Source organism: Enterococcus sp. DIV1411a (assembly GCF_050531945.1).
Lineage (GTDB): Bacteria > Bacillota > Bacilli > Lactobacillales > Enterococcaceae > Enterococcus_B > Enterococcus_B faecium.
The window spans coordinates 1,207,112-1,231,348 of sequence record NZ_CP172892.1; the positions used below are offsets into that span (position 1 = coordinate 1,207,112).

General features: G+C 36.4%; 19 protein-coding genes, 3 pseudogenes and 1 riboswitch. Of the genes and pseudogenes, 12 read left to right on the forward strand and 10 right to left on the reverse strand.

All coding sequences use genetic code 11. The annotated features are described in order from the left end of the window. Positions 1-146: 146 nt before the first annotated feature. From IGJ87_RS05825 to IGJ87_RS05865, 9 genes and pseudogenes are all read left to right on the forward strand, one after another. Complete coding sequence (locus IGJ87_RS05825) at positions 147-1,607, forward strand: hypothetical protein (RefSeq protein WP_002295937.1); 1,461 nt, start codon at positions 147-149, stop codon at positions 1,605-1,607. Between the two features lie 292 nt (positions 1,608-1,899). Next, a pseudogene (locus tag IGJ87_RS05830) lies at positions 1,900-3,491 on the forward strand (1-deoxy-D-xylulose-5-phosphate synthase). Positions 3,492-3,574: 83 nt separating this feature from the next. Then, positions 3,575-4,033 carry an ASCH domain-containing protein gene (locus IGJ87_RS05835; RefSeq protein ID WP_002295936.1) on the forward strand — a complete coding sequence of 153 codons (459 nt, stop codon included), beginning with the start codon at positions 3,575-3,577 and terminating at the stop codon, positions 4,031-4,033. Between the two features lie 108 nt (positions 4,034-4,141). Continuing rightward, on the forward strand, positions 4,142-4,825 hold the full coding sequence (locus tag IGJ87_RS05840) for an N-acetylmannosamine-6-phosphate 2-epimerase (RefSeq protein ID WP_002287767.1): 684 nt from the start codon (positions 4,142-4,144) through the stop codon (positions 4,823-4,825). Positions 4,826-4,971: 146 nt separating this feature from the next. Further along, a complete protein-coding gene (locus IGJ87_RS05845) occupies positions 4,972-5,586 on the forward strand; it encodes a flavin reductase family protein (RefSeq protein ID WP_002297470.1) in 615 nt (204 codons plus the stop codon). A 15-nt stretch (positions 5,587-5,601) separates the two neighbouring features. After that, a complete protein-coding gene (locus IGJ87_RS05850; protein WP_002287763.1) occupies positions 5,602-5,808 on the forward strand; it encodes a hypothetical protein in 207 nt (68 codons plus the stop codon). Between the two features lie 225 nt (positions 5,809-6,033). Beyond that, positions 6,034-6,200: riboswitch (M-box (ykoK) riboswitch) on the forward strand. Between the two features lie 180 nt (positions 6,201-6,380). Continuing rightward, positions 6,381-7,487 (forward strand): FtsW/RodA/SpoVE family cell cycle protein, encoded by a 1,107-nt coding sequence (locus tag IGJ87_RS05855; RefSeq protein ID WP_025478677.1) that lies wholly within the window; start codon positions 6,381-6,383, stop codon positions 7,485-7,487. A 91-nt stretch (positions 7,488-7,578) separates the two neighbouring features. Then, a pseudogene (locus IGJ87_RS05860) lies at positions 7,579-8,464 on the forward strand (LCP family protein). Positions 8,465-8,589: 125 nt separating this feature from the next. Then, positions 8,590-10,626, forward strand: coding sequence for a penicillin-binding transpeptidase domain-containing protein (locus tag IGJ87_RS05865; RefSeq protein ID WP_002325722.1), 2,037 nt, complete (start codon positions 8,590-8,592; stop codon positions 10,624-10,626). 108 nt (positions 10,627-10,734) lie between these two features. On the opposite strand, the gene IGJ87_RS05870 is transcribed toward IGJ87_RS05865, so the two are convergent. The 6 genes from IGJ87_RS05870 to IGJ87_RS05895 all read right to left on the reverse strand — a co-directional run bounded on the left by IGJ87_RS05870 (position 10,735) and on the right by IGJ87_RS05895 (position 16,200). Further along, positions 10,735-11,886: a cation:proton antiporter gene (locus IGJ87_RS05870; protein ID WP_002298469.1), complete on the reverse strand. Its 1,152-nt coding sequence runs from the start codon at positions 11,884-11,886 to the stop codon at positions 10,735-10,737. Between the two features lie 153 nt (positions 11,887-12,039). Then, positions 12,040-12,567, reverse strand: a complete 528-nt coding sequence (locus IGJ87_RS05875) for a DUF308 domain-containing protein (RefSeq protein WP_002324862.1) — start codon at positions 12,565-12,567, stop codon at positions 12,040-12,042. A gap of 98 nt (positions 12,568-12,665) precedes the next feature. Beyond that, positions 12,666-13,016, reverse strand: a complete 351-nt coding sequence (locus IGJ87_RS05880) for a DUF2200 domain-containing protein (RefSeq protein ID WP_002288180.1) — start codon at positions 13,014-13,016, stop codon at positions 12,666-12,668. Positions 13,017-13,291: 275 nt separating this feature from the next. Next, on the reverse strand, positions 13,292-14,821 hold the full coding sequence (ahpF, locus tag IGJ87_RS05885) for an alkyl hydroperoxide reductase subunit F (RefSeq protein ID WP_002325720.1): 1,530 nt from the start codon (positions 14,819-14,821) through the stop codon (positions 13,292-13,294). A 9-nt stretch (positions 14,822-14,830) separates the two neighbouring features. Further along, the gene (gene ahpC, locus IGJ87_RS05890; RefSeq protein ID WP_430610053.1) at positions 14,831-15,394 is read right to left on the reverse strand and encodes an alkyl hydroperoxide reductase subunit C; all 564 of its coding nucleotides are present in this window, start codon (positions 15,392-15,394) and stop codon (positions 14,831-14,833) included. A gap of 143 nt (positions 15,395-15,537) precedes the next feature. Further along, a complete protein-coding gene (locus IGJ87_RS05895) occupies positions 15,538-16,200 on the reverse strand; it encodes a GntR family transcriptional regulator (RefSeq protein ID WP_002288176.1) in 663 nt (220 codons plus the stop codon). 183 nt (positions 16,201-16,383) lie between these two features. On the opposite strand from IGJ87_RS05895, the gene IGJ87_RS05900 reads away from it, so the two are divergent. Both IGJ87_RS05900 and uxuA read left to right on the forward strand, forming a co-directional pair. Beyond that, positions 16,384-18,030: a mannitol dehydrogenase family protein gene (locus IGJ87_RS05900; protein WP_002311989.1), complete on the forward strand. Its 1,647-nt coding sequence runs from the start codon at positions 16,384-16,386 to the stop codon at positions 18,028-18,030. Continuing rightward, positions 18,021-19,103 (forward strand): mannonate dehydratase, encoded by a 1,083-nt coding sequence (gene uxuA, locus IGJ87_RS05905; RefSeq protein ID WP_002296275.1) that lies wholly within the window; start codon positions 18,021-18,023, stop codon positions 19,101-19,103. Before IGJ87_RS05900 ends, uxuA begins: the two co-directional genes overlap by 10 nt. 107 nt (positions 19,104-19,210) lie before the next feature. On the opposite strand, the pseudogene IGJ87_RS05910 reads toward uxuA, so the two are convergent. After that, a pseudogene (locus IGJ87_RS05910) lies at positions 19,211-20,763 on the reverse strand (helix-turn-helix domain-containing protein). Between the two features lie 147 nt (positions 20,764-20,910). Here IGJ87_RS05910 and IGJ87_RS05915 point away from each other — a divergent pair. Next, entirely contained in the window at positions 20,911-21,960 is a 1,050-nt protein-coding gene (locus IGJ87_RS05915) for an LPXTG cell wall anchor domain-containing protein (RefSeq protein WP_002298457.1), read from the forward strand. Positions 21,961-22,085: 125 nt separating this feature from the next. On the opposite strand, the gene IGJ87_RS05920 is transcribed toward IGJ87_RS05915, so the two are convergent. The 3 genes from IGJ87_RS05920 to IGJ87_RS05930 form a co-directional block, all read right to left on the reverse strand. After that, entirely contained in the window at positions 22,086-23,165 is a 1,080-nt protein-coding gene (locus tag IGJ87_RS05920; protein WP_002288167.1) for an AI-2E family transporter, read from the reverse strand. 108 nt (positions 23,166-23,273) lie between these two features. Next, positions 23,274-23,714: a MarR family winged helix-turn-helix transcriptional regulator gene (locus IGJ87_RS05925; RefSeq protein ID WP_002311986.1), complete on the reverse strand. Its 441-nt coding sequence runs from the start codon at positions 23,712-23,714 to the stop codon at positions 23,274-23,276. 56 nt (positions 23,715-23,770) lie between these two features. Continuing rightward, entirely contained in the window at positions 23,771-24,181 is a 411-nt protein-coding gene (locus IGJ87_RS05930) for an organic hydroperoxide resistance protein (protein WP_002288163.1), read from the reverse strand. Positions 24,182-24,237: the final 56 nt, after the last annotated feature.

Sequence of the window (24,237 nt, forward strand, 5' to 3'; positions counted from 1 at the left end):
GAGATTGTGAGCTTGTTTGACTTTTGTCCCAGTTTCTTTTTTTATTGGTTTTTGAAAGGGCTTTTCTAAATAAAAAGGAAACAAAAATACGATTTACAGATATGATTAAATAAAATCATAAGAAAAACTGGAGGCGTGTATCAGGAATGCTGGAAAATTACATCGAGCGAAATATATTTAGAAAAGTGTATCTGTGTGAACAATTATTTGAATTCCAAGAAATAGATATCGAACAAACAGCTATTTCACTAAGGGTGACTACACCAACGATCCTTCACGATCTAGAAAGTCTAGCCGAGTGTCTAGAATATTGCATAAAAGAACAAGTAAGAGAGAAGCATAAGTATAAACTCGTATTCAAACATGGTATTGCTCTTTCTGAGCTCACACAGTTTCTGTACGGTCAATCTTATTTTTTAAAGTTTTTAAGTTATTATTTTAATGGTATATTCACGAGTACAGAACTGGCTGATCTTGAATTTATTTCTTTGAGCAAAGTATATACAATCAAAAAAATCGTATTGGATTTTTTTAAAGAAAATGATTATTTGAAAAATAAAGAAATCATTATCCCAGAATTTGACTCGCGGAACATCTTGCTAGCTTTAGTACGTTATGTCAATTGGGAAGGCTATGAAAATAAAAATCCGTATGTAGAAGAAGCTTGTAACGAGTTGATTGATTATGTAGAGACTCATTTTTTTAAAAGAAGATATTCGGAAGATGAAAAGTCCTTTATCATACGAGGAATAGAGATCGCAATCGGAAGAAAGGCATTTCCCCTTGGACTGAAAGAAGAAGATAAGAAAAGCGCAGAAACGAAGCCGTTATTTCAATTAGTTTGTCAAGGATTGGAAGAGCAAAAAGGAATTCTAGACTTACAAGAAGAAGATGTCTATTATATTTTTTCTTTGTTCAACAGTAGAAATTATACCAATGAGAACATGGAGCTGTTAAGAAAAGATTTCGAAGTTGTTTATAAAAATTTTGTTCTCAATGACCTATCACTGAATGAATTGATTTTACAGATTATTAGTATCGCTGAAATCGACGATGCAGAAAATTTTATTTTCAAGCAATCCTTTTTACAATTTGTCCGTACGTTGTGGGCAGATGGACAAGTATTTTTACCGGAAAGGATCTATCTTCTATCAGAAAAAGAACAACTTCTGTACGGAAAAATTGTAGAAATATTGGAAGAGTGGAAAAAGAAAAATCAAATCCAACTAAGATGGAATGAAAATTTCATTCGAAAATTCGTCAAAAGTCTTTCTTTGATCAACAGTGAACAAGCGGGGAGACAGGAAATAGAAATTTTTGTTGTTTCAGAAAGTTCAGTCAAACAATTTTTTTATCGAACCCAATTTCATTTGTATGCGGAAGAAGGCATCGCCGAAATAAATCCTATTTTATTTCGTTCATTAGAAGAATTGCCTGATGAATGTCTATGTGCGAAAAAAAGAGTGGTTTTGTGCGATGCTGCTAGCTATCAAAATGGATTAGAAACTGAAAAGACAAAGATCTATCCAATCTCATTAAAAGGTGCAAACATCCATTTGTATCATATTGCTCAGGAACTTCACCTATTAAAAAAACATATTTCTTGATGAGACCTTAATTAGGAGATCTTCTACAAAGCTTTTTAGTTGTCTGTAGAAGGTTTTTATTTGAGTCCTGATTCGTGCGAAGATCTACTTATATAACAAGCTTTCTCTGAAATTTTTTTAAAATGCTATTGACTTAGAGTCAACTCTAAGTAGTAGAATAGATAAAGTGTAACAAATCTATTTTCATTAAAAGAAGATAGTACGGAGGAGAGAATGTATTATGAGTACAGTATTACATGTATTGGATGCAATCAATAGCCCCGCAGATGTCAAAAAATTATCTGTTGAGTAAATGAAACAGTTGGCAGAAGAGATGCGCCAAAAAATCTTGCAAAAGGACAGCGATGTAGGTGGGCACGTTGGTCCGAATCTAGGTGTAGTAGAATTAACGATTGCGTTTCATTATGTATTTGATTCACCAAAGGATAAAATCGTTTGGGATGTTTCCCATCAGTCTTATGGTCATAAGCTTTTAACTGGTCGAAAAAATGGTTTTGAAAAAGGACATTACTGTGAAGTGATCTGAAGAAAGAATCAGGAAATGTGGTAGCATTTATCGGTGACGGCTCCCTAAGTGGTGGCTTAGCTTTTGAAGGATTGAACAATGGTGGTGTTTTACAATCCAATCTAATCGTATTAGTAAACGATAATGAGATGTCTATTGATGAGAACCATGGCAGTTTATATAAAAACTTAGCTGAGCTTCGTCAAACCAACGGTAAAAGCAGCAATAACCTATTTAAAGCAATGGGATTTGATTATCGTTACGTGGATAATGGAAACGATCTGGAAACGGTGATCCGTTTATTTGAAGAAGTAAAAGATATTGATCATCCGATTGTACTTCACGTACATACGGAAAAAGGTCGCGGTTATCAGCCGGCAATCGATAATAAAATGAAATATCATTGGCATGTACCATTTGATCTGTCCACCGGGGAGGCAAAGCAGGTAACTTCTGGAGAAACATTTAATATGATCATCATGGATTATTTGGATAAGAAAATGCAAACAAGTACAGCTCCTATTGCCGCAGTCAATGCAGCGATACCAGGCGCCTTTGGACTGAAAACATTCCAAGAAAAACATCCAGATCATTATTTTGACGTGGGGATCGCTGAACAGCACTCTATCACTTTCGCTTCTGCTTTGGCTTCTCAGGGAGTACGTCCAGTCGTCTTCCAATCAAGTACTTTCTTGCAACGGGCATATGATCAATTATCACATGATTTAGCGATCAACGAGAATCCAGTGATTATTTTAGTCGGTGGCGGAACGATCTCAGCTAGTGACCGAACACACCAAGGAACATTTGACATTCCTTACTTATCAAGTATCCCGAACATCAAATATCTTGCTCCAGCAACAAAAGAGGATATGATCTCTATGCTAGATTGGGCGTTCGAACAAACAGCGCAGCCTGTAGCAATCCGAATTCCTACACATGGTGTAGAACATGGTACAGCTATCGCAAATGATTATAGTATTCCAGCCTATCAAACAGTAAATAATGGAGGAAAAGTAGCAATTTTAGCTTTAGGCGGTTTTCTTGAATTAGGAAAAGAAACAGTAAAAGCTTTTAGAAAAAAAGGAATCGAAGCAACGTTGATCAATCCAGGAACGATCACAGAAAATGACGTAGAAACATTAGATAAATTAAAAGAAACACATGAATTAGTCATCACATTAGAAGATGGTAGTTTGTCAGGAGGATTTGGCGAAAATATCAGTCGTTATTATGGTGATTCTTCAATGAACGTATTAAATTTTGGTGCAGAGAAAGAATTCACGGATAGCGTTCCTGTAGGGCAGCTTTATGAACGTTATCATTTAACACCAAAACAAATCGTTGAAGATAGTCTGCGTGTCTTGAATATTCAATAATTCATTATGCTCACCATCCAGATAATTGTTTATACTAGTATCTGGATGGTTTTTTCATTATAAAAAGCAAAGGAGTGGATGTTATGTATCAGCAAGTAGAAGAATATGTCAAAAAGTTCCAAGAAAAATATCCTAGTTATCAATCAGAAAAATTAGGTTTCTTTTCATTTGGGGATACAGAAAAAATGGCAGACGAGTTGAGCGAACTAGTTGTAAAAAAGATAAAGACTGGTACATCAAGTGGTTACGATCTGTATAAACAAGAGAATGAGCCTTTACCAAAAGTTGGTCAATTAGACGTGGTCCTGAATGGAAAAAATGAACCAGTTTGTATCATCAAAAATATAAATGTGACCATCTTGCCTTTTAGTGAAGTCACGAAAGAGCATGCTTGGAAAGAAGGAGAAGGGGATCGGACATTAGCTTATTGGCGGAAAGTCCATGCTGAGTTTTTTAAACATGCTTATAAAGAAGCGTTGAACATAGAATTTACAGAAGAGAAGCTGGTCGTATACGAAGAATTTGAAGTAATTTTCTTTTAGTAAGAAAGGTCTGCTGAAAGAAATAGCTCATTATTGACTCCTGAATAGAAAAGGGTTACATTTTTATATGAAGCTGTATTTTTATATAACATTACTGGAGGAGATATTGTGGATACACTGGAACAAATCAAAGGCGGAGTCGTCGTTTCTTGTCAAGCTTTGGAAAACGAGCCGCTACACAGTTCTTTTATTATGGGGAGAATGGCTTTGGCTGCAAAAGAAGGCGGAGCAGTTGGTATTCGAGCAAATACGACAGAAGATATCAATGAAATCAAGCGAATCGTTGATTTACCGGTAATAGGGATTATCAAAAGAGATTACGATGGGTCAGAAGTGTTTATTACTGCGACAGAAAAAGAAGTGGAAGAACTTTTGGAGACGCAAGCAGAAATCATTGCACTGGATGCAACTTCTCGTAAACGTCCGACAGAAAAAACAACTGCTGAACTTGTCCAAATGATTCACGAACACGGTCGGTTAGCTATGGCAGATATTTCGACTTTTGAGGAAGCGCTTCAAGCGCAAGAAGATGGTTTTGATCTTTTGTCTACGACTTTAGCAGGCTATACAGAATATTCACGAAAGACGCAGACACCTGATTTTGATTTATTGAATCAAATCATAGAACAAGTCGATATCCCAGTAATTATGGAAGGACATACTGACTCTCCTGAACAAGTAGAGAAAGCATATGAATTAGGTGCTTTTTCAGTCGTAGTTGGATCTATTATCACCCGTCCGCAATTGATCACTAAAAGATATGTCGAAGCCGCAAGTAAAGCAAATAACTAAAAAACACGCACGGCACAGATTCTTGACAAAAAAGAAAAATTGATAGATAGTTTAAAGCAGATTCTAAGAAGATGAAAAAAGCATTACTTTTCATTTTGTCTTCAAGATCTGCTTTTTAACGAATTTTATAGAAAGAAGGCGAAACCATGTTTGAACGGAGTCCTTCAGAATTGACAGAACGTGAAAATTACAAGTTGCTGATTGGTTCAGTCATCCCTAGACCAGTAGCAGTAGTAACGACTAAATCAGCAAAAGATATAGTGAATATCGCACCCTTCAGTTACTTCAATATCGTCAGTTCGAATCCACCCATCTTATCCTTGGCGATCCAAAGAAAACAAGATGCAGTAAAAGACACAGCAAAGAATATTCTTGAGACAAGAGAAGCTGTTATCCATATCCTTGATGAGGACAACGTAGAAGAAGTAAATAAAACAGCAGCCAATCTGCCTAATGAGGAAAGCGAACTGTACCTGACTGACTTGACTTTAACTGATTCAGTAATCATTTCAGTACCAGCATTGACAGAAGCAAAAGTTCGTTTTGAAACATCCTTATATGAACATGTCGAGATACGGAATAAAAATAAAGTAACAGCTGATTTATTTTTGCTAGAAGTACAGAAATATCATTTAAATGAAACAGTCTATGATGATAAGACAGGAAGGATCGATCCAAGAAAATTGAATGCTGTAAGCCGTTTGGCAGGAAATGATTATGCAGCAATAGGAGAAATTTTCACGATTGCACGTCCCGAATAAAAAGGAGCACTAGTTATGTTAAAAATAAGCTATAAACCATCGACAGATTCAAAAGAAATGAAAAAAGAATATGAAACAGTGAATGATTTTCTGCAAGGGCAGTACTTAGAAGTTCCGCCATTGCAAGACCATTTTGTCGTTACTACTGTTACTTTAGATGGTAAGGAAATAGAAATGCCAGATCAAACGATTAGCGGATTGTTTAATTACTTTAACAAATAAATATTTATTCCGAAAAAGTGAAAAAACACATAAAAAAACACATAAAACTAAAAAATTATCAAAGAATCCTGGTGCAACTGAAATAATTTGCAACGGGATTCTTTCAACTTATTTGTTATTTTTTTCTAAAAAATATTAAAGATTGTTAAATTTCACTATTTCATTTCAAATTCCATTGCCTAATCATTAGGAAAAGTCTATCATGAACTCGTAAATAGAATATAGTAATAACCTTGTTAGGTGAGGCTCCTATACAAACATAGGCTGTTGCCCAGAAACGTCGAAAGTCGCCAATGGGTAAAACAGAAACTGTCGGATTAAGGCTTTTTCCAATAGCTAAGAATGTTTTCTTTACGTTGTATAGTGCTAAAACTCGGACGATGAGATGATGCTAGGTCAGAATTCTTGTTCGAAAAGGTTTCTGACCTTTTCTTTATATTTTTGTGACTGACTTATTTGATGAGACAAACTCGCTCCTCACCTGACAAGTGGATTGCTGTGTGAGGAGGAGATGCGGTGAAAAAAGAAAAAAGATCGATTGGTGGATTTTGGGTCCTTATTTGACTTTGTCCATGATCGGTCTTTTAGAAGTATACAGTGCCAGTTCTTATCGTTTATTGCAAGCCGATGAAAATACAAAAAGTCTATTATTGCGTCAACTAATTTTCATATTTTTGAGTTGGAGCGTGATCTTCTTAGCTCGTTCAGTCAAACTACACTATTTACTTCACCCTAAAATAGCAGGATACGGTTTAGCCTTATCGATTTTCTTTTTAGTATTAGTAAGAATAGGGATATTCGGTGTCACTGTCAATGGCGCACAACGTTGGATCTCTCTGTTTGGCATTCAATTCCAGCCTTCTGAACTGGCAAATCTTTTTTTGATTTTTTATTTAAGCTGGTTTTTTCGTGACGGAAATAGTAGCCCAAAAGATCTAAAAAAACCATTCCTGATTACAGTAGGTATAACTTTTCTGATTTTATTCCAGCCAAAGATTGCTGGAGCATTGATGATCCTTTCGATTGCGTGGGTCATATTTTGGGCAGCGGCGGTTCCATTTAAAAAAGGGATCTATCTAATCGTTACTTTTTCTGCATTGCTGATTGGAGCAGCAGGCGGGGTATTATATTTAGGAAATAAAGGTTGGCTTCCACAGATGTTTAATCATGCTTATGAAAGGATCGCGACTTTAAGAGATCCTTTTATCGATAGTCATGGTGCGGGCTATCAAATGACCCATTCGTTTTATGCACTATATAATGGTGGCATATTTGGGCGGGGATTAGGAAATAGTATCACAAAAAAAGGGTATCTTCCAGAGACAGAAACAGATTTTATTTTTTCGATTATTACAGAAGAGCTTGGGCTAATCGGTGCATTGTGTGTGCTTTTCTTATTGTTCTCATTATGCATGAGAATCTTTTGTTTAAGCAGTCGCTGTAAAAATCAGCAAGCTGGATTGTTTCTTTTAGGATTCGGAACTTTGCTATTCGTTCAGACGATAATGAACGTGGGAAGTATCGCGGGGCTGATGCCAATGACTGGTGTGCCATTGCCATTTGTTAGCTACGGAGGAACAAGTTATCTGATCCTTTCTTTAGGAATCGGAATCACGTTGAATATTTCTTCAAAGATACAGGCCGAAGAGTTGCCGCTCTATCGATCTGAAAAACAATAAAGAGAAACTGAGAAACTCTCAGTTTGAATTATCATAAAGTACAATCTTTTATTTTTCAAGCGAGAGGTTCTTTTAGAAAGAGGAATTCGCAATGAAAGTATCTCAAAAAATCATATTATCTATTTTGTTACTGCTTACATTAGTAGTTGGCTATTTTTCGATTGAGTTTATCCATGGATTTTCGTCTGCAAAACAGAGTTCAACTGTGAAAAAGGTAGAGCCGAAAAGTGTCCCTACCACACTAAATGTGGCTTTGATTGGTTCAGATGCTCGTTCGAAAGACGAAAACGGTCGCTCGGATTCACTTCTGGTTGCACAATACAACCAGAAAACACAACAAGCAAAACTGATCTCTATCATGAGAGATTCATATGTCGATATTCCAGGTTACGGAATGAATAAGATAAATGCAGCTTACTCTTATGGGGGAGTTGATTTATTAAATCAAACATTAAAGGAAAATTTCAAATTTGAAGCTCCCTATTATGCAAGTATCACATTTCAAGATTTTATCGATTGCGTTAATGAACTTTTTCCTGGTGGAGTCAAGATCGATGCAGAAAAATCTCTAGATTTAGATGGCGTATATATAAACAAAGGAGAGCAAGTGATGGATGGTAATACTTTACTCCAGTATGCTCGATTTCGGGAAGACAAAGAAGGAAGACTTCGGGAGGATCAGAAGGCAGCAGCAAGTGATCAAAGCTATCTCTCAGCAGCTGAAAGACGTAACTTCAATATTCAAGCTACCCAAAGCGGTTGGGAAATTACTTGGTAGTATCCAAACGAACCTTCCAGAAAGTGTGCTTCTGGATTGTGGTATGGATTTCCTCAAAGACAATAATAAAAAGATCGATACATTATCCGTACCAGTAGACGGCAGTTGGGACTTCAACGACAATACGCCTTCCGGAAGTGTTCTGGAATTAGATTTGACCAAAAACCAAGAAGCAATCAAAAAATTTCTGAATAATTAAGTAAAGAAAATAAAAGAAGTTAGAAATAACAATCTATGTTATGTTCTGACTTCTTTTATTATGTTAGAATAAACAGGGATAAATAGTGAAAATAAAGGAATGACAAGCAAGAGAAGGAGGAAAAAATGAAAAGAAGTGACAAGCACGGCAAAAATCGAACAGGCGCTTATATTTCCGGCGCAGTGATCTTAATAGCAGCTGCGGGTGGCGGTTATTTTTACTACCAGCACTATCAAGAAAACCAAGCAGTAGAAGCTGGAGAAAAGACGGTTGAGCAATTTGTCCAAGCTTTGAACAAAGGAGATTATAACAAAGCTGCAGAAATGGCATCAAAAAAGGCGGCAAATAAAAGTGCATTATCTGAAAAAGAGATCTTAGAGAAATACCAGAATATATACGGTGCTGCTGATGTCAAAGGACTTCAGATATCGAATCTAAAAGTAGATAAAAAAGACGATTCTACTTACAGTTTTTCATATAAAGCAAAGATGAATACCTCATTAGGTGAATTGAAAGATCTTTCTTATAAAGGAACATTAGACAGAAATGATGGTCAAACCACGATCAACTGGCAACCCAACTTGGTTTTTCCAGAAATGGAAGGAAATGACAAAGTAAGCCTGACCACACAAGAAGCAGCAAGAGGGAATATTATAGATCGAAATGGTGAACCATTAGCAACAACAGGCAAACTAAAACAATTAGGAGTCGTTCCAAGTAAACTTGGAGATGGAGACGAAAAAACAGCCAATATCAAAGCGATTGCTTCCTCCTTCGACTTAACAGAAGATGCTATCAATCAGGCGATTTCACAAAGCTGGGTACAACCCGATTACTTTGTCCCATTGAAAATCATTGATGGAGCAACGCCAGAACTTCCAGCTGGAGCTACCATTCAAGAAGTAGACGGCAGATATTATCCTTTGGGTGAAGCAGCTGCTCAGCTGATTGGTTACGTGGGAGATATCACAGCAGAAGATATTGATAAGAATCCAGAATTAAGCAGTAATGGAAAAATCGGTCGCTCAGGTTTGGAGATGGCTTTTGATAAGGATCTTCGTGGGACAACAGGTGGGAAATTAAGCATTACAGATGCAGACGGTGTAGAGAAAAAAGTTCTGATCGAACATGAAGTTCAAAATGGCAAAGATATCAAATTGACAATCGATGCGAAGGCACAAAAAACAGCTTTTGACAGTCTAGGAGGAAAAGCTGGATCAACTGTTGCGACAACGCCAAAAACCGGTGATCTTCTTGCGCTTGCTAGCTCTCCAAGCTATGATCCAAACAAAATGACAAACGGGATCTCACAAGAAGATTACAAAGCTTATGAAGAAAATCCTGAACAGCCATTCATCAGCCGATTTGCGACAGGTTATGCTCCTGGATCTACGTTTAAAATGATTACAGCAGCAATCGGTCTTGACAACGGCACTATCGATCCAAATGAAGTGTTGACGATCAACGGGCTTAAATGGCAAAAAGACAGTTCTTGGGGATCTTATCAAGTAACGCGTGTCAGTGATGTATCACAAGTAGACTTAAAAACTGCTTTGATCTATTCCGATAATATATATATGGCACAAGAAACGTTGAAAATGGGTGAGAAAAAATTTCGTACAGGCTTAGATAAATTCATTTTTGGTGAAGACCTTGATTTGCCAATTAGTATGAATCCAGCACAAATTTCTAATGAAGATAGCTTTAACTCAGATATCTTGCTAGCTGATACTGGATATGGACAGGGCGAACTTCTAATTAATCCTATCCAGCAAGCAGCAATGTATTCTGTTTTTGCCAACAATGGCACACTTGTCTATCCTAAATTGATTGCAGATAAAGAGACAAAAGATAAGAAGAATGTCATCGGCGAAACAGCAGTACAAACGATCGTGCCAGATCTGAGAGAAGTTGTGCAAGATGTAAATGGTACAGCACATTCTCTTTCTGCTTTAGGGATTCCGTTGGCAGCGAAAACTGGTACAGCGGAAATCAAAGAAAAACAGGATGAAAAAGGGAAAGAGAACAGTTTCTTGTTTGCTTTCAATCCTGATAACCAAGGTTATATGATGGTCAGCATGTTGGAAAATAAAGAAGATGATGATTCAGCAACCAAACGAGCACCGGAACTATTGCAATACCTCAACCAAAATTATCAATAAAAAATTGCTTTTTAAGTACAGTAAAAGGACTGTGGCGTTATCGTCACAGTCCTTTTTTCAAATAAACGGTTTTCACGATGTCTCTTTCACAACTTCTTTTTGATTTACTCACACTTCATAAACTTTTTTTGTAAAATATTTTAGAACAAGTGGAGAAATAAGTGTACTTAATAAAATCACGATAACTAAAGGTGAATAGTACTGTGGTTCGATCAATTGACTTTGCTGTCCAATTTGTAAAATGATCAAAGCCATTTCTCCACGAGAGATCATACCAGCACCGACCATCAATGAACTATGTTGAGAAAAACCGGCAATCTGAGCACCAAAATACCCTCCAAGCAATTTGGTCAAAATCGCTACAAGCGTCAATATAGAAATAAAGAGTAGTTGTTCACTAAAGTCAGAAAAATCAACTTCTAATCCTACACTGACAAAAAATACTGGTATAAATACTGCATATCCTAAAGCCTCTACATTGTGGTATACTTCTTCTTTAACCTTTGTCTGACTGACAGCTATCCCTGCAAAAAAAGCACCAATGACAGAGCTAAGCCCAACAAGATCCGCTACGTAAGACATTCCTAAACAAATAACTAGCGATACGATGATAATAGAAGAATTTGCGTACACTTTTTCTGCAAATGAAAGTAGGAAAGGCGCAATCCATTTGACTAATAAGAAAATAAAAACAAAATAAATTAGCTGTTCAATCAAAACAAGCGGTAAAGAAGCATTGCTAGAAGCTTCCCCCGTTAGAAAAGATAGGCTGAAACTTAGAACTAAAACGACTAAAATGTCATCTACCACAGAAGCACCCAAAATTGTTGATCCTTCTTTTGTATTCACTACGTTTAGTTCTTTTAATACTTCTACTGAAATACTGACAGAAGTTGCCGCAAGAATAATCCCAAAGAAAATCGCTTCATTTCCCGAAACTTGGAATGCTTCGCCTGTCAACCAGCCAAAAACAACCGGGAAGATGATCCCAAGCAAAGCAACGAACATACCAGGTCGGAAATATTTTTTCAAAAGAGATAAATCACTTTCCAGACCAGCTAAAAACATTAATAAGATCACACCAATCTCCGAAAAGTCATGGACTAGAATATCAGGTTTGACCCAATTCAATCCAGCTTGGCCTAGCAAAACACCAACAAGTAATTGTCCAATCACTGCTGGGATACCTAATCTCCGCGAGATATGTGAGCCAATCGTTGTTGAAATCAATATCAGGCATAAAATACCAATAAATTCCATTCTCATCATTCCTTTGTATAAAATATAGCCCGAACTTAGCATAACATACATTATTGAAAAAATAGGAAAATATACTCACAAAAAAACCAACAATCCAAAAGATTTTTTTGGATTGTTGGTTTTTATACGGTCTATTTTAATAACTAAAAATGATTAACGTATAGTCATTTTTCTTATTCTGATGAAATTGATAATCTCCTGGATGCCCATGAAAATCAAAATAAAGCCGAATATTTGGAATAGAAGCATCAAACTTTTGAATGGATTGAACAATAAGACGAATCCGCCAATCAACAACAGAATACTATAAACACTCCAACTTTTAGCTTTTGTATTCATGCTGAAGAATAACTGGAACAAGCTGTTGATGATAACGGCTAATCCAAGAAGAATCGGCAGGATAGAAACAATGGCAGGTGCAAAAGCATAAACGATCAGAGCTAAGATCAGGAAAAAAAGACCACTGAACAGACCGATACTCCAAGAACCTGTTTTCCTTTTAAAACGGTAAGCCTCAAAAAGATTCAACAACCCAAGCAAAACAAGATAGGCAGTGATCAGATAACCGATAAAATGAAAAACAGCAGAAGGGTTTAGCACAATCGCAATCCCAGAAATAATATAAACAGCAGCTCTTAATAAGGCGTATTTTTGAATATTTTGTTTAATCGTCTCAAACATATAAGAAAACCTCCTTTGACTTATTTTAACGTGAACTAGTCATTTTACCAAATTAAATGTTACAAAATGAGCGAAGGAGAAGAATATCTCTGGAAAAATCAACTTCTGAGGATCTTTTCCATTTTTTTGCCTTTTGCTAGCTCATCGATCATTTTATCTAAATAACGAATTTCTTTCATCAAGTTATCCTCGATGTCTTCTACTCGTACACCACAAACAACACCTGTAATCAAGGAACGTGAAGGATTGGGGACAGGGGCTTCCGCAAAAAATTGTTCGAAAGTCACTTGTTTTTGTAGTTGATATTCTAGTTCTGTTTGGGAATAACCCGTCAGCCAACAAATGATTTCATCTACTTCCTCTTTTATACGATCTTTTCTCTCCGCTTTTGCTACATACATAGGATAAACGCTTGCAAAACTTGTCGTAAAAATACGATTTTGCGCCATAATCAGTCACCTTTCTTTTTTTCAAATTATTTACTACTTATAGTATATAAGAAAAAGAGAAGAAAAAGCGATTATTCAAAAAAACAAAAAGGATTGTGACAAAATTCTTGTCACAATCCTTTTTTCCGAGTGAACGGTGTTGTCCTGTCAACTCCTTGGTCACAAGTCACAATATTCAACAAACATGAGAAACTGTTTATTAAATTGTTCCTTGTGACTCGGAGCGAAACGGCAGGCTTACAACCTCTATCTGTCTTTTGTATAATCTTCATCGCTCAAGTGCGCATCAAATAATCGAAGGCTCCTAAAGCTGCAGTAGCTCCTGAACCCATTGAAACAATGATTTGTTTGTATGGACTATCTGTACAATCACCAGCTGCGAAAACACCGGGGATATTCGTCGCGCCATTTTTCTCAGTCACTATTTCATTTCTTGGGTTCATTTCGATTGTTCCATCTAGCCAATCCGTGTTAGGAAGTAAACCGACTAAAATGAATACACCTGAAACAGCTAGAGTATGCAACTCTTTCGTATGTTGATCGATATAGGAGAGAGATTCGACCTGATTCGACCCGCTGATTTCTTTCGTCGCTGCATTTTTGATAACAGTGACATTCGCAAGAGAAACTAGTTTATCCTGTAAAACTTGATCTGCTTTTAATTCGGGTAAGAATTCTAGAACATAAACATGTTTTGCTAACCCAGCTAGATCAATCGCTGCTTCAACACCAGAATTACCACCACCGATTACAGCAATCTCTTTTCCTTTAAATAAAGGGCCGTCACAGTGTGGGCAATAAGCAATTCCTTTATTTTTAAACTCTTTTTCGCCTGGTACATTGATAGAACGCCAGTGCGCACCTGTCGCGATGATTGCGGTTTTTGCTTTAAGTGATATACCGTTAGCTAAGCCAATATTAATAAAATGTTTCTCTTTATTTAAGGAAACGGCCTGTTGATTCATCATAATGTCGATAGGGTAACTACGCACATGACTTTCTACTTGCTGCATCAATTTTGGACCTTCTGTGTAAGGGGTACCAATCATATTTTCAATCCCGAGTGTTTCAACGACTTGTCCGCCGAAAGAATCAGCGACAAGTCCTGTACGGATTCCTTTACGTGATGCATAGATAGCTGCACTACTAGCTGCTGGTCCACCGCCAATCACTAATACATCATAAGGTTCTTTTTCAAACAACTCTTCTTCAATCAAAGGGCCAGTGATTTTTTCAACAATTTGTTCGATCGTCATGCGTCCGCTACTAAATTCTTCTCCATTTAAAAACACAGTTGGCACTGCCATGATTTTTTTATCATCGATTTCTTTTTGGAACATCCCACCATCAATCATCGTATGAGTAATATTTGGATTTAATACAGCTAATATATTCAATGCCTGTACAACGTCGGGGCAATTATGACAAGTCAAGCTAACATAACTGTCAAAATGCAATGTTTGTGTTATTTTTTTGATTTTAAGACTCAAAGATTCACTGATTTTCGGTGCCCGTCCACTAATTTGTAACATAGCCAGTAAAAAAGAGGAAAATTCATGACCGAGGGGGATACCAGCAAAAACGATTCCACTTTCTTTGCCAACTGGATTGATAGAAAAACTAGGTGTTCGCATCGAATCTCTTTTTTCCCAAGAGATTTTAGGAGACATTTCTGCTATTTCCTTCGTAAATTCAGCTAGTTTTTGACTATTTTCACTAGTATCCAAACTAACAGAAAAAACAATAGGAGATTCAATCAGTGCTAAATATTGTTCGAGATTTTGTTTAGTTTCTTTGTCTAACATATCCACCACCTAAATCTTTCCAACAAGATCAAAACTTGGTTTCAATGTTTCGCCACTTTCTTTCCATTTTGCCGGACAAACTTCACCTGGGTGGGTACGTACATATTGAGCAGCGCGAATCTTATCAGTCAGTGCACTAGCGTCACGACCGATTCCATCTGCATTGATTTCCATAGCTTGAACGATTCCGTCTGGATCAATAATAAATGTTCCTCGCTGAGCTAATCCTTGCTCTTCATCCAAAACATCAAAAATACGAGAAATCTGATGAGACGGATCACCGATCATCACGTATTCGATTTTACCGATAGCATCTGATGTATCATGCCATGCTTTGTGAGTAAAGTGGGTATCGGTAGAGCAAGAAAAGACTTCAACACCTAAAGATTTCAATGTACTGTATTGTTCTTGTAAGTCTTCTAATTCAGTAGGACAAACAAAAGTAAAATCAGCTGGATAGAAGCAAAGAATACTCCAGTTCCCCATAAGATCTTTTTCACTGACTTCTAAAAATTCTCCTTGATGATAAGCATGTGCATTAAATTCTTCGATTTTTTTTCCAATCAATGACATAGTAAAACCTCCAATAATGATTATTTATTTGTAATTATTGTAATTTAGTTGGAGTTGCAAAGTCAATGGATATTTTGTTATTTAATAAAGATTACTCAAAAACGAAGGTTAATTATAAAAATAGAAGAGGTCGCAAGAAAATGCTACTGCTGGAAATACTCGGGATAACGTTGAGTAACAGTTTCCTGTTCTTTCAGCATCATGTGTAAGTGCAATCCCGTTTGAAATCGAGCTTCTTCTGGTTTTTTATCAACTAAAGCCTTGAGTAAATCATAATGTTGTTCCATGATCGTTTCCCATGGAAGCCCCTGAATGGTCACTCGTAACCAGCGGAAACGTTCTAAATGGGTATTATGGTCATCTAACCAGTTCCAAACTTCTTTTCTTCCTGCAATTTCGAAACAAGCTTCATGAAATAAATTATCTGCACGGAAAAAAGCGCGTTCGTCATTTATTTTGACTGCTTTTTCTTGTTCTTCTAAAATCGTTTCTAGCACTATTCGTGTTTGTGTGTCCAATTTGGAACAACATTCAATCATGATTTGCTCTTCCAACTGTTCTCGGACAAAGCGAGCATTTTCTGCAGAAACAAGATTAATTTTTGAAACATACGTACCACTTTGAGGTATCGTATACACGAGTTCTTGCTGACGTAGTTGAATCAATGCTTCGCGAATGGGAGTCCGGCCGATAGCAAGATGTTCCTCCAGTGCCTTTTCAGATATTTTCCTTCCAGGTTCTAAGTCAGCATAGATAATTTGTTTACGAATCGCTTGATAAGCTTGAGATTGCAAGCTGCTTTTCATTTTTATACCTCCAAAATCATTTCTATGAACGTAGTATAACAGAAGAGGTCTGAAAAATAATCTGATATGTCACATTAACTAGGAAATTTGTATAAATAGTAAAATTTTGGTTGACATAGCGATTTTTATTGCATAAAATTCACTTGAATACAAAAACTAATATGTTAGTTTAGGAGGGGAAAAATGATTGATTTAAACAACTGGAGGAACTTTATTCCTGAATTATCTCAAAAAGAAGTAGAAATACCTCATTTTGACCGTGCATCATTAAGAGAAAATGGACAAAAAAATCCTGTCTGGATCCATTTCGGTGGCGGAAATCTTTATCGAGGATTTCATGCAGAAATCGCTCAACGTTTAGCGGATCTAGGCGAATTGTCCACTGGTGTCATTGTTTGTGAAACATTCGATGAAGAAATAATTGAAAGGGCTTACCAAGATTTTGATGATTTGATTCTTGAAGTGGTCATGCCAAGCAGTGGAGAGTTCGTCAAACGTATATTAGCTGCGACAGCTGACAGTCTGTATTGTCATCCAGATTGTTCTGAACACTTTGATAAGATGATTCGACACTTTGAAAATCCTAGTTTACAATTAGTTACTTTTGCTATTACTGAAAAAGGTTATCGATTGAAAGATACAAATAATAAATATATAGGACCGATTGCAGTTGATATAAAAAATGGTCCAAAGAAGCCATCACATACAATGAGTATTCTTGCTGCGCTACTTTATAAACGTTTTTTATCTGGAGCTTGGCCGATTGCACTTGTCTCTACAGATAATTTTTCACAAAACGGTAGTCAATTACGTACTTCTTTGCTAACGATCGCAAAAGAATGGCAAAAGGAAGGTCATGTACAAAATACATTTATCCAATACTTATCGAATGAAGAAATTGTTGCGTTTCCATGGACGATGATTGATCGTATCACCCCGAATCCTTCCTTGTCAGTTAGCAAAATGTTGGCAAAAGAGGGCTTTTCAAATATGTCGATTTTCCAAACCGCAAAAGGAAATAATATTGCTCCATTTGTCAATACAGAGGACATCCATTATTTAATCATGGAAGATCATTTTCCCAATGGACGTCCGAAATTCGAAAAAGCTGGGGTATTCTTGACTGATCGTGCAACGGTAGATAAAGCAGATACGATGAAGGTGACGACTTGCCTTAATCCTTTGCATACGTCTTTAGCTATTATGGGTTGTTTACTGGGGTATAGGAGCATAGCTGAGGAGATGAAAGATCCAGATTTATCGCTGCTAGTTTCTGAAATCGGGTACAATGAAGGCCTCCCAGTTGTGGAGTCTCCAGGTATCATTGATCCAAAGATCTTTCTGGAAGAAGTAATTACTGTGCGCTTTTCTAATCCAAATATTCCTGATATGCCTCAGCGAATCGCCACGGATACCTCTCAAAAGGTGGCGATTCGTTATGGTGAGACGATTAAAAAATATATGGAAATAGAAGTTAAAGACCCGCAGACACTTGTATTCATACCATTGACTCTCGCTGCTTGGCTTCGATACCTTATTGGCATTGATGATCAAGGAAAACCATTCATCCCGAGTCCAGACCCACTATTGACAGACCTTCAGCATAAGCTTTCCGATATTCAACTGGGTACGCAAGATACATCACATATTCATGAGAAAATGGCTCCTATTTTGTCAAATAAAGAAATTTTTGGTGTAGATCTTTACCAAGCAGAGCTTGGCAGAAAAATAGAAGAAATGTTCATCAAGATGGTAGCAGGACCAAATGCCGTACGAAAAACATTACAGGATTACTTACAAGAACATGGAGGAAATTTATCATGGAAATGACTTTTAGATGGTACGGATCACAAGAAGAAAAGATTACCTTAGATGAAATCAGACAGATTCCTGCGGTCAAAGGGATTGTAGGCACATTGATGGATATACCAGTAGGAGAGGTATGGCCTAGGGAGAGGATCAAAGAACTAAAAGAAGAAATTGAGTCTCGTGGGTTAACACTAAAAGTAATTGAAAGCGTCAATGTGCATGATGCCATTAAAATTGGATTACCTTCCCGTGAGCAGTATATCGAAAACTATAAGCAGACAATCCGAAACTTGGCAGAATATGGAATAGAAGTCATCTGCTATAATTTTATGCCTGTATTTGACTGGGTGAAATCTGACCTTGACTACCGCTTAGAAGACGGCTCATCCACGTTAGCTTTTATATCTGATGATATTCCAGATGATCCAAGAGAAATCGTCGCGCGCATCGAACATTCCAGCAATGAATTTGAATTGCCGGGATGGGAACCTGAGCGCTTAGCTCATATCAAATCCTTGCTTGAAGCCTATGCATCAGTAGACGAAGAAAAACTTCGAGAAAATTTTGCCTATTTTCTCCAATCAATCATCCCAACATGTGAAGAGGTAGGGGTCAAAATGGCTGTACATCCAGATGATCCGCCATACTCGATTTTTGGATTACCTCGAATCGTAAAGAATCGAGAAGATTTAGATTGGTTGTGCCGCATAGTAGACAGCCCTTATAACGGAATCACTCTTTGTACAGGGAGTATTGCAGAAGATCCAGAAAATGATGTATATGGAATTTTAGCAGAATTTTGCCAAAGAGATCGAATCCCATTTGCACATGTTCGAAATATTAAATTTTTAGCTAATCGAGATTTCTATGAGGCACCGCATAAATCCGAATACGGTTCATTAGACATGTACCGCATACTAAAAACAATGTATGACAACGGATTTAACGGATACATCCGTCCTGATCATGGAAGAATGATCTGGAATGAGACAGGAAGACCAGGATACGGCTTATATGATCGAGCATTAGGTGCTGTTTATCTAAATGGATTATGGGAAGCAATCGAAAAAGGAAACAAAAGTAAAGATAATTAGTGAAAAAAACTGTAATTTTATTATGTAAATAAGGAGGGTGTTCAAATTCTTGATACATAAATCCGGAGGTTGTTAATAAGCATTCGGATTTATGTATCTTATTTGGTCTAGGAAGTAACTTGATTTTCTTTTTTCGATTGATCCATGAGTGCTTCTTCTTTTAATTCAAAGATATATTCTGAGATCCTCATAATCACTTTTTTCCAGTCTTCTGGTGTGATGATTCCTTTTAAAATATAGATTTTTTTGATATGAGAAGGCAATTGTTTCAAAGGGCAGTCGCTGATAACGATGTTGCAGTTCTCCATAAAATCATTTTGTATTTTGATCGATTCATTTGAAAAAATTTGTTCTATCTTAATGATCAGATCTTTACTGATATAGAAATCACGCGTATAGTTCACACCAATCACAATTCGCGGCTGTTTTTTGTAGCGATCATACAAATGTACTAGGTCTTCAACCATCCATTGCACATTTTCCTTTTCTAAAATAACTGGTAACAAGTGTTGATTTTGTTCTCTGAAATCCATATAAAATTGTTCAATGGCGGTTTGGACTTCTTTCAATACGCTATGTTCTTGATAAAGCATGAAAGTAGGAAGGGGCGTATTTGGTTGATTGAAGTTAAGAAATCCATTATAAAGTTTATTTCGTGCGAATGCCAATGAGTAAAGAATCTTTTCTTTTTCAGGTATAAACAAATCAAATACAGTACAAAAGGACTCCACCATTTCTCTTGAATAAAGAACATGAGGAACGTTTGCTTTTTTAAAAGTTTGTATTGCTCCAAGCTTGTTTCTTCCGATTCGATTTTCGTGATAGAAAGTCGAGCTAAAATATTCACTAAGATGCGTTGTTCGCGACAAATTGGCAGATTAGGTCGCAAAATATCTACAGAGGGATCAATAAAAAAGTCAATATATTCATACTCTGTGAATTCTTTTTGTACGTCTTTCACAGAAGTTGCAGGAAAATTCTCTTTACATATTTTTAATAGAAAATATAATTTATCTATCATACCGCTATTTAGTCGGTCAAGTACTTCTTTTTTAAAAAAAGTATTCATCATAAAAGCCACTACTTGCGGATCTTCATCATAAAATTCTGTAGCAGTACTTGAAAAGATGTTCCAATAAATATCTAATGCTGCATATTGAATTTGTACCTCTTTTCCAGAAAAAGACTTTCTGCCGTTATTAGAAAAGGAGATAGACAAACCGTACAATGCTAAAAATGCATTAATCTTTTTCATTTTCGTATACAAATAAGAGGCACTATAGTTTGTTTGCTGACTTAAACTGATAATCGAATTTGTCTGACAGCTGAACAAAGAAGTCAAGATCTGATAACTGACTGATTCGTTGCAGTATCTTCCAAATAGACGATAATAGCAGTAAGCCGGATCAATTCCTTCAAAATTCAACTTTAAAAAAGGTTTTTGCTTATCAATATGCAGTTCTGTTAGATTGAGACGCTCAAAGTCTTGTTCTAATTCTTTGATGTATAGTAAAAAATTTGATTCAGACATATGGAAATGATCTGCTAAATATTGTGTAGTAATAAAGAAATGATGTTCAGATAGGAAAAGAAAAATATCTAATTCTGTATTGCTTTTTTTCTTCAAGAGAAACGTTTTAATCGCTTCTTGAGTTTGCATGAAAGAGGCTCCTTTTTACTTAAATTGTTAAAACTTGAAAATATTACTGTTTTTTTCATAAATTTAGACAAAAAAACAGTAAACATATAGGTAGAATCTCTACTATCTTATTTCTTGCATACAAAAAAATCAAGGAGTGAGAGAGTTATGAGATATTCAACCATCTTAATATCAACATTTGCAGCCTTAAGCTTATCGCTTACTATAAATCAGACAGTCCACACAGAGGAGATAGAAACAGCCAAATGGACAGAAACCAAGTGGGCCAACGTCAATCGAATTACCTTTCAGGATGAATTTTCATCCTTCAATTCAGGAGTCGCAAAATTAAGAAAAGGACAAACAGCGACCATCAAAGCAAAAATTGACTATTCAGGAGACTTAGCACCTATACTACAATCAGCTGTTACATTTGAGAATGTTGATCCCGCTTTGTCGATTGGCTATGACGAGAACACTTTGACTATCCAACACAAGCAAGCGATATTTACCTTCACCGTTACATTAAATCAGGACTTGTTAAAACCAGCGCTTTTTACTGTCAAGGTATCAGATGGACTACCGAACGATCATCATCATTTAACGCCGTATAGTCAGCGGCAGACAATTGAGCAAGATTCAGCTATCGACTCAGGAGGAGATCTTGTTGAAGAACCAACAGATAAACCAGAAAATGAAAATAAGCCAGAAGTACCGCCTACAGAAAATCCAGACGGAGAACAGAAACCGGAAATAGAACCTGGAGAAGAACCCGATACAGAAACTCAACCAGAGCCAGACAATGAATCAAAACCTGAAATAACCCCTGGAGAAAAACCAGATGTAGACCCAGAAGAAAAACCAGATGTGACTCCAGAACCAGATACGGACGCAAGAGACCAAGGAATACCAGAAAAAATAAACAAAAAAACAATTCAAGAGGATGGAAAAAAAGAGAGTAAAAAATCAAATCTAGCAATTCTAAAAATAAATGAAGAGCAGCTGAATAAAAAATCACGAATATTTGATAGCGCCCAATCAGCTGAAACCTTAAAAAGAAGCAAGGATACAACCTTTGCTAGTCCTGAAACGAAAAATAAACAGCTACCAAAATCCGGAGAGTCACAAAACAAAGTTATACTGTGGAGCGGAATCATTCTATTAAGTATAGCAACAATGCTTTCTGCAAAAAGATTTAAACAAAACAGATCTCTCTAACATTTGAATAATGTCTGTGAACGCATTTTTCAAATAAAAAGAAATATCCAGAAAACGACCCCAAAATACCAGATTGAAATCTGATATTTGGGGTCGTTCATACTTTATCTTTCTTCATATTTATTTTAAGGGATATCTGTTTCTTTTGGAAGATGGTTCGGGATCTTTTTCACTTTCAATACATCTAAAAAGAAGGTAAAGATCGGAATGCCGACAATCAAGCCCCAAACGCCAAAGAACCGTTCGCTAACAAGTAAGACCACAAATGTATAAAAAATCGGCAGTTCTGTTTTGCTGGACATCAACTTCGGATTCAGCACATAAGACTCAATTAGATGGACAATCAAAATCGTAATCAGGATATAAACAACATCTCGGATGCCTCCTTGGGAATAAGCTATGAAAGATAGAGGAATACAAGAAATGATAACACCTGCTACTGGGATCAGACTTAAAATGAAAATCATGATCGCTAAACTCAGCAGCTGATGAAAGCCAAATACAGCCAAGGCGATTGTAGTGAGCAACGTGTTTAAAAGAGCAATAACAAATTGAGCTTCTAATACCAAACCAAATGTATTGACAAACTTATCGGCAAAATAGTAAATATCTTGAAAGAACCAAGAAAATTCACTTTTTAAAAACAATCTTGAGAATACAATTGTTTTTTTCTTTTCAATCATAAAAAAGAAACTTAAGATGAATGACATAGCAAACGCCACTGCCATTTTTCCTATATCCTGTAAATAGCCAAGCGCAATCGAAGCGCCATTTTGAAGCTGTTCAAAAAAATCGTTTCGCTCAATATAAGTATGGATATATTGTAAAACAGGATCTGCATCTTTTGGCTGATGCTCGTAAAAATCAATAACGGACTGGATCATATCAAATGTTTGATGAATAAGCATCGGGATATACTTTGTGAATGCCAGATAGATAAGGTAAACGATCAGTGTATAAATCATGATAGCTAAAACACCTGTAGGGATTCGGACAAATCGTTGAATGATTTGAACAAGATGAATCATCAAATAAGTAAAGATAAATGTGAGCAAAATGGTTGTAATCATACTTCTAACTAAGAAAAGAACAAAAACGACAAATAATAAAACAGTGAGACGGCGTATTTTTTCATTCGCCAAAAAACGCTGATAAACGGTCAAATCGACAACCTCCAAATAACAAAAAATAAACACGTTATTCATTATATGATGGAATATGAAAATAAGAAAGAGAAAGAGCAAAAAGAAAAACCGCTAAATGACGTTATCTTATGAGTTGGTTTTCCTCATAAAATCGTTCATCTAGCAGTTTCAGCCCTTTTTCTGGTCTTGATGAAAATTATCTAGCATTTTTCGGGTCAGATGTTGCAGTGTATCCAATTCTTCCTGTTCAAGTGGAAGATAAGACTTGATCTTTTGTGGAATACCTTCTGCTTGTTTTTGCAACGCAGCACCTTGAGGAGTCAGCGTAACATTTACGATTCTTTCATCACCCGTTTCACGCTGACGATTAATATAATTTTTTTCTGCTAACTTTTTTAGTAAGGGAGTCAGCGTACCAGAATCCAGACACAAATCATTTCCTAGCTCTTTCACTGAAGTCTTTTTCTTTTCCCATAAAACTAACATCACAAGATACTGGGTATAGGTAAGATTCAGCGGCTTGAGGAGGGGAGTGTAGTGTCTAATGATTTCCTTAGAGGCGGCATATAAAGGAAAACATACTTGATTAACTAAATATAGATCTTCCATTTTTCCACCTCCGCTGTTTTACTATAGTGTATCATAGCGGATTTACACAAAAAAGTCTATTCACTAACTGCTTTCAGAGTAACTTCTATATTTCCAGCTGTAGCTTTTGAATACGGACACACTTTATGCGCTGCCTCTAATAATTCTTGCGTTTCTTCCAGAGAAAGACCTTCGATAGATCCTTCAATCTCTACACCTAAGACAAAGCTCGTTTCACTTTCTGAATAAAGGGAAACTTGTGCACTGACAGTAGAAGCCCCAGAGATATTTTTTTGCTGTTTGATCAATTCTAATGCACTGTTAAAACATGCACTGAAACCAGCTGCAAACAATTGTTCAGGGTTGGTTGCATTTTCGACGCGTTTACCAGGAGCTGCAATATTCAATTCGAATGTACGATCGGGATTATGCACTTCTCCAGAGCGTCCGCCTGTGTTGATCATTTTCGTAGAATACATTTTTTTCATAAAATTACCACCTTTAATTATATTTTATACAATTGAATTTTACACAATATAATTGT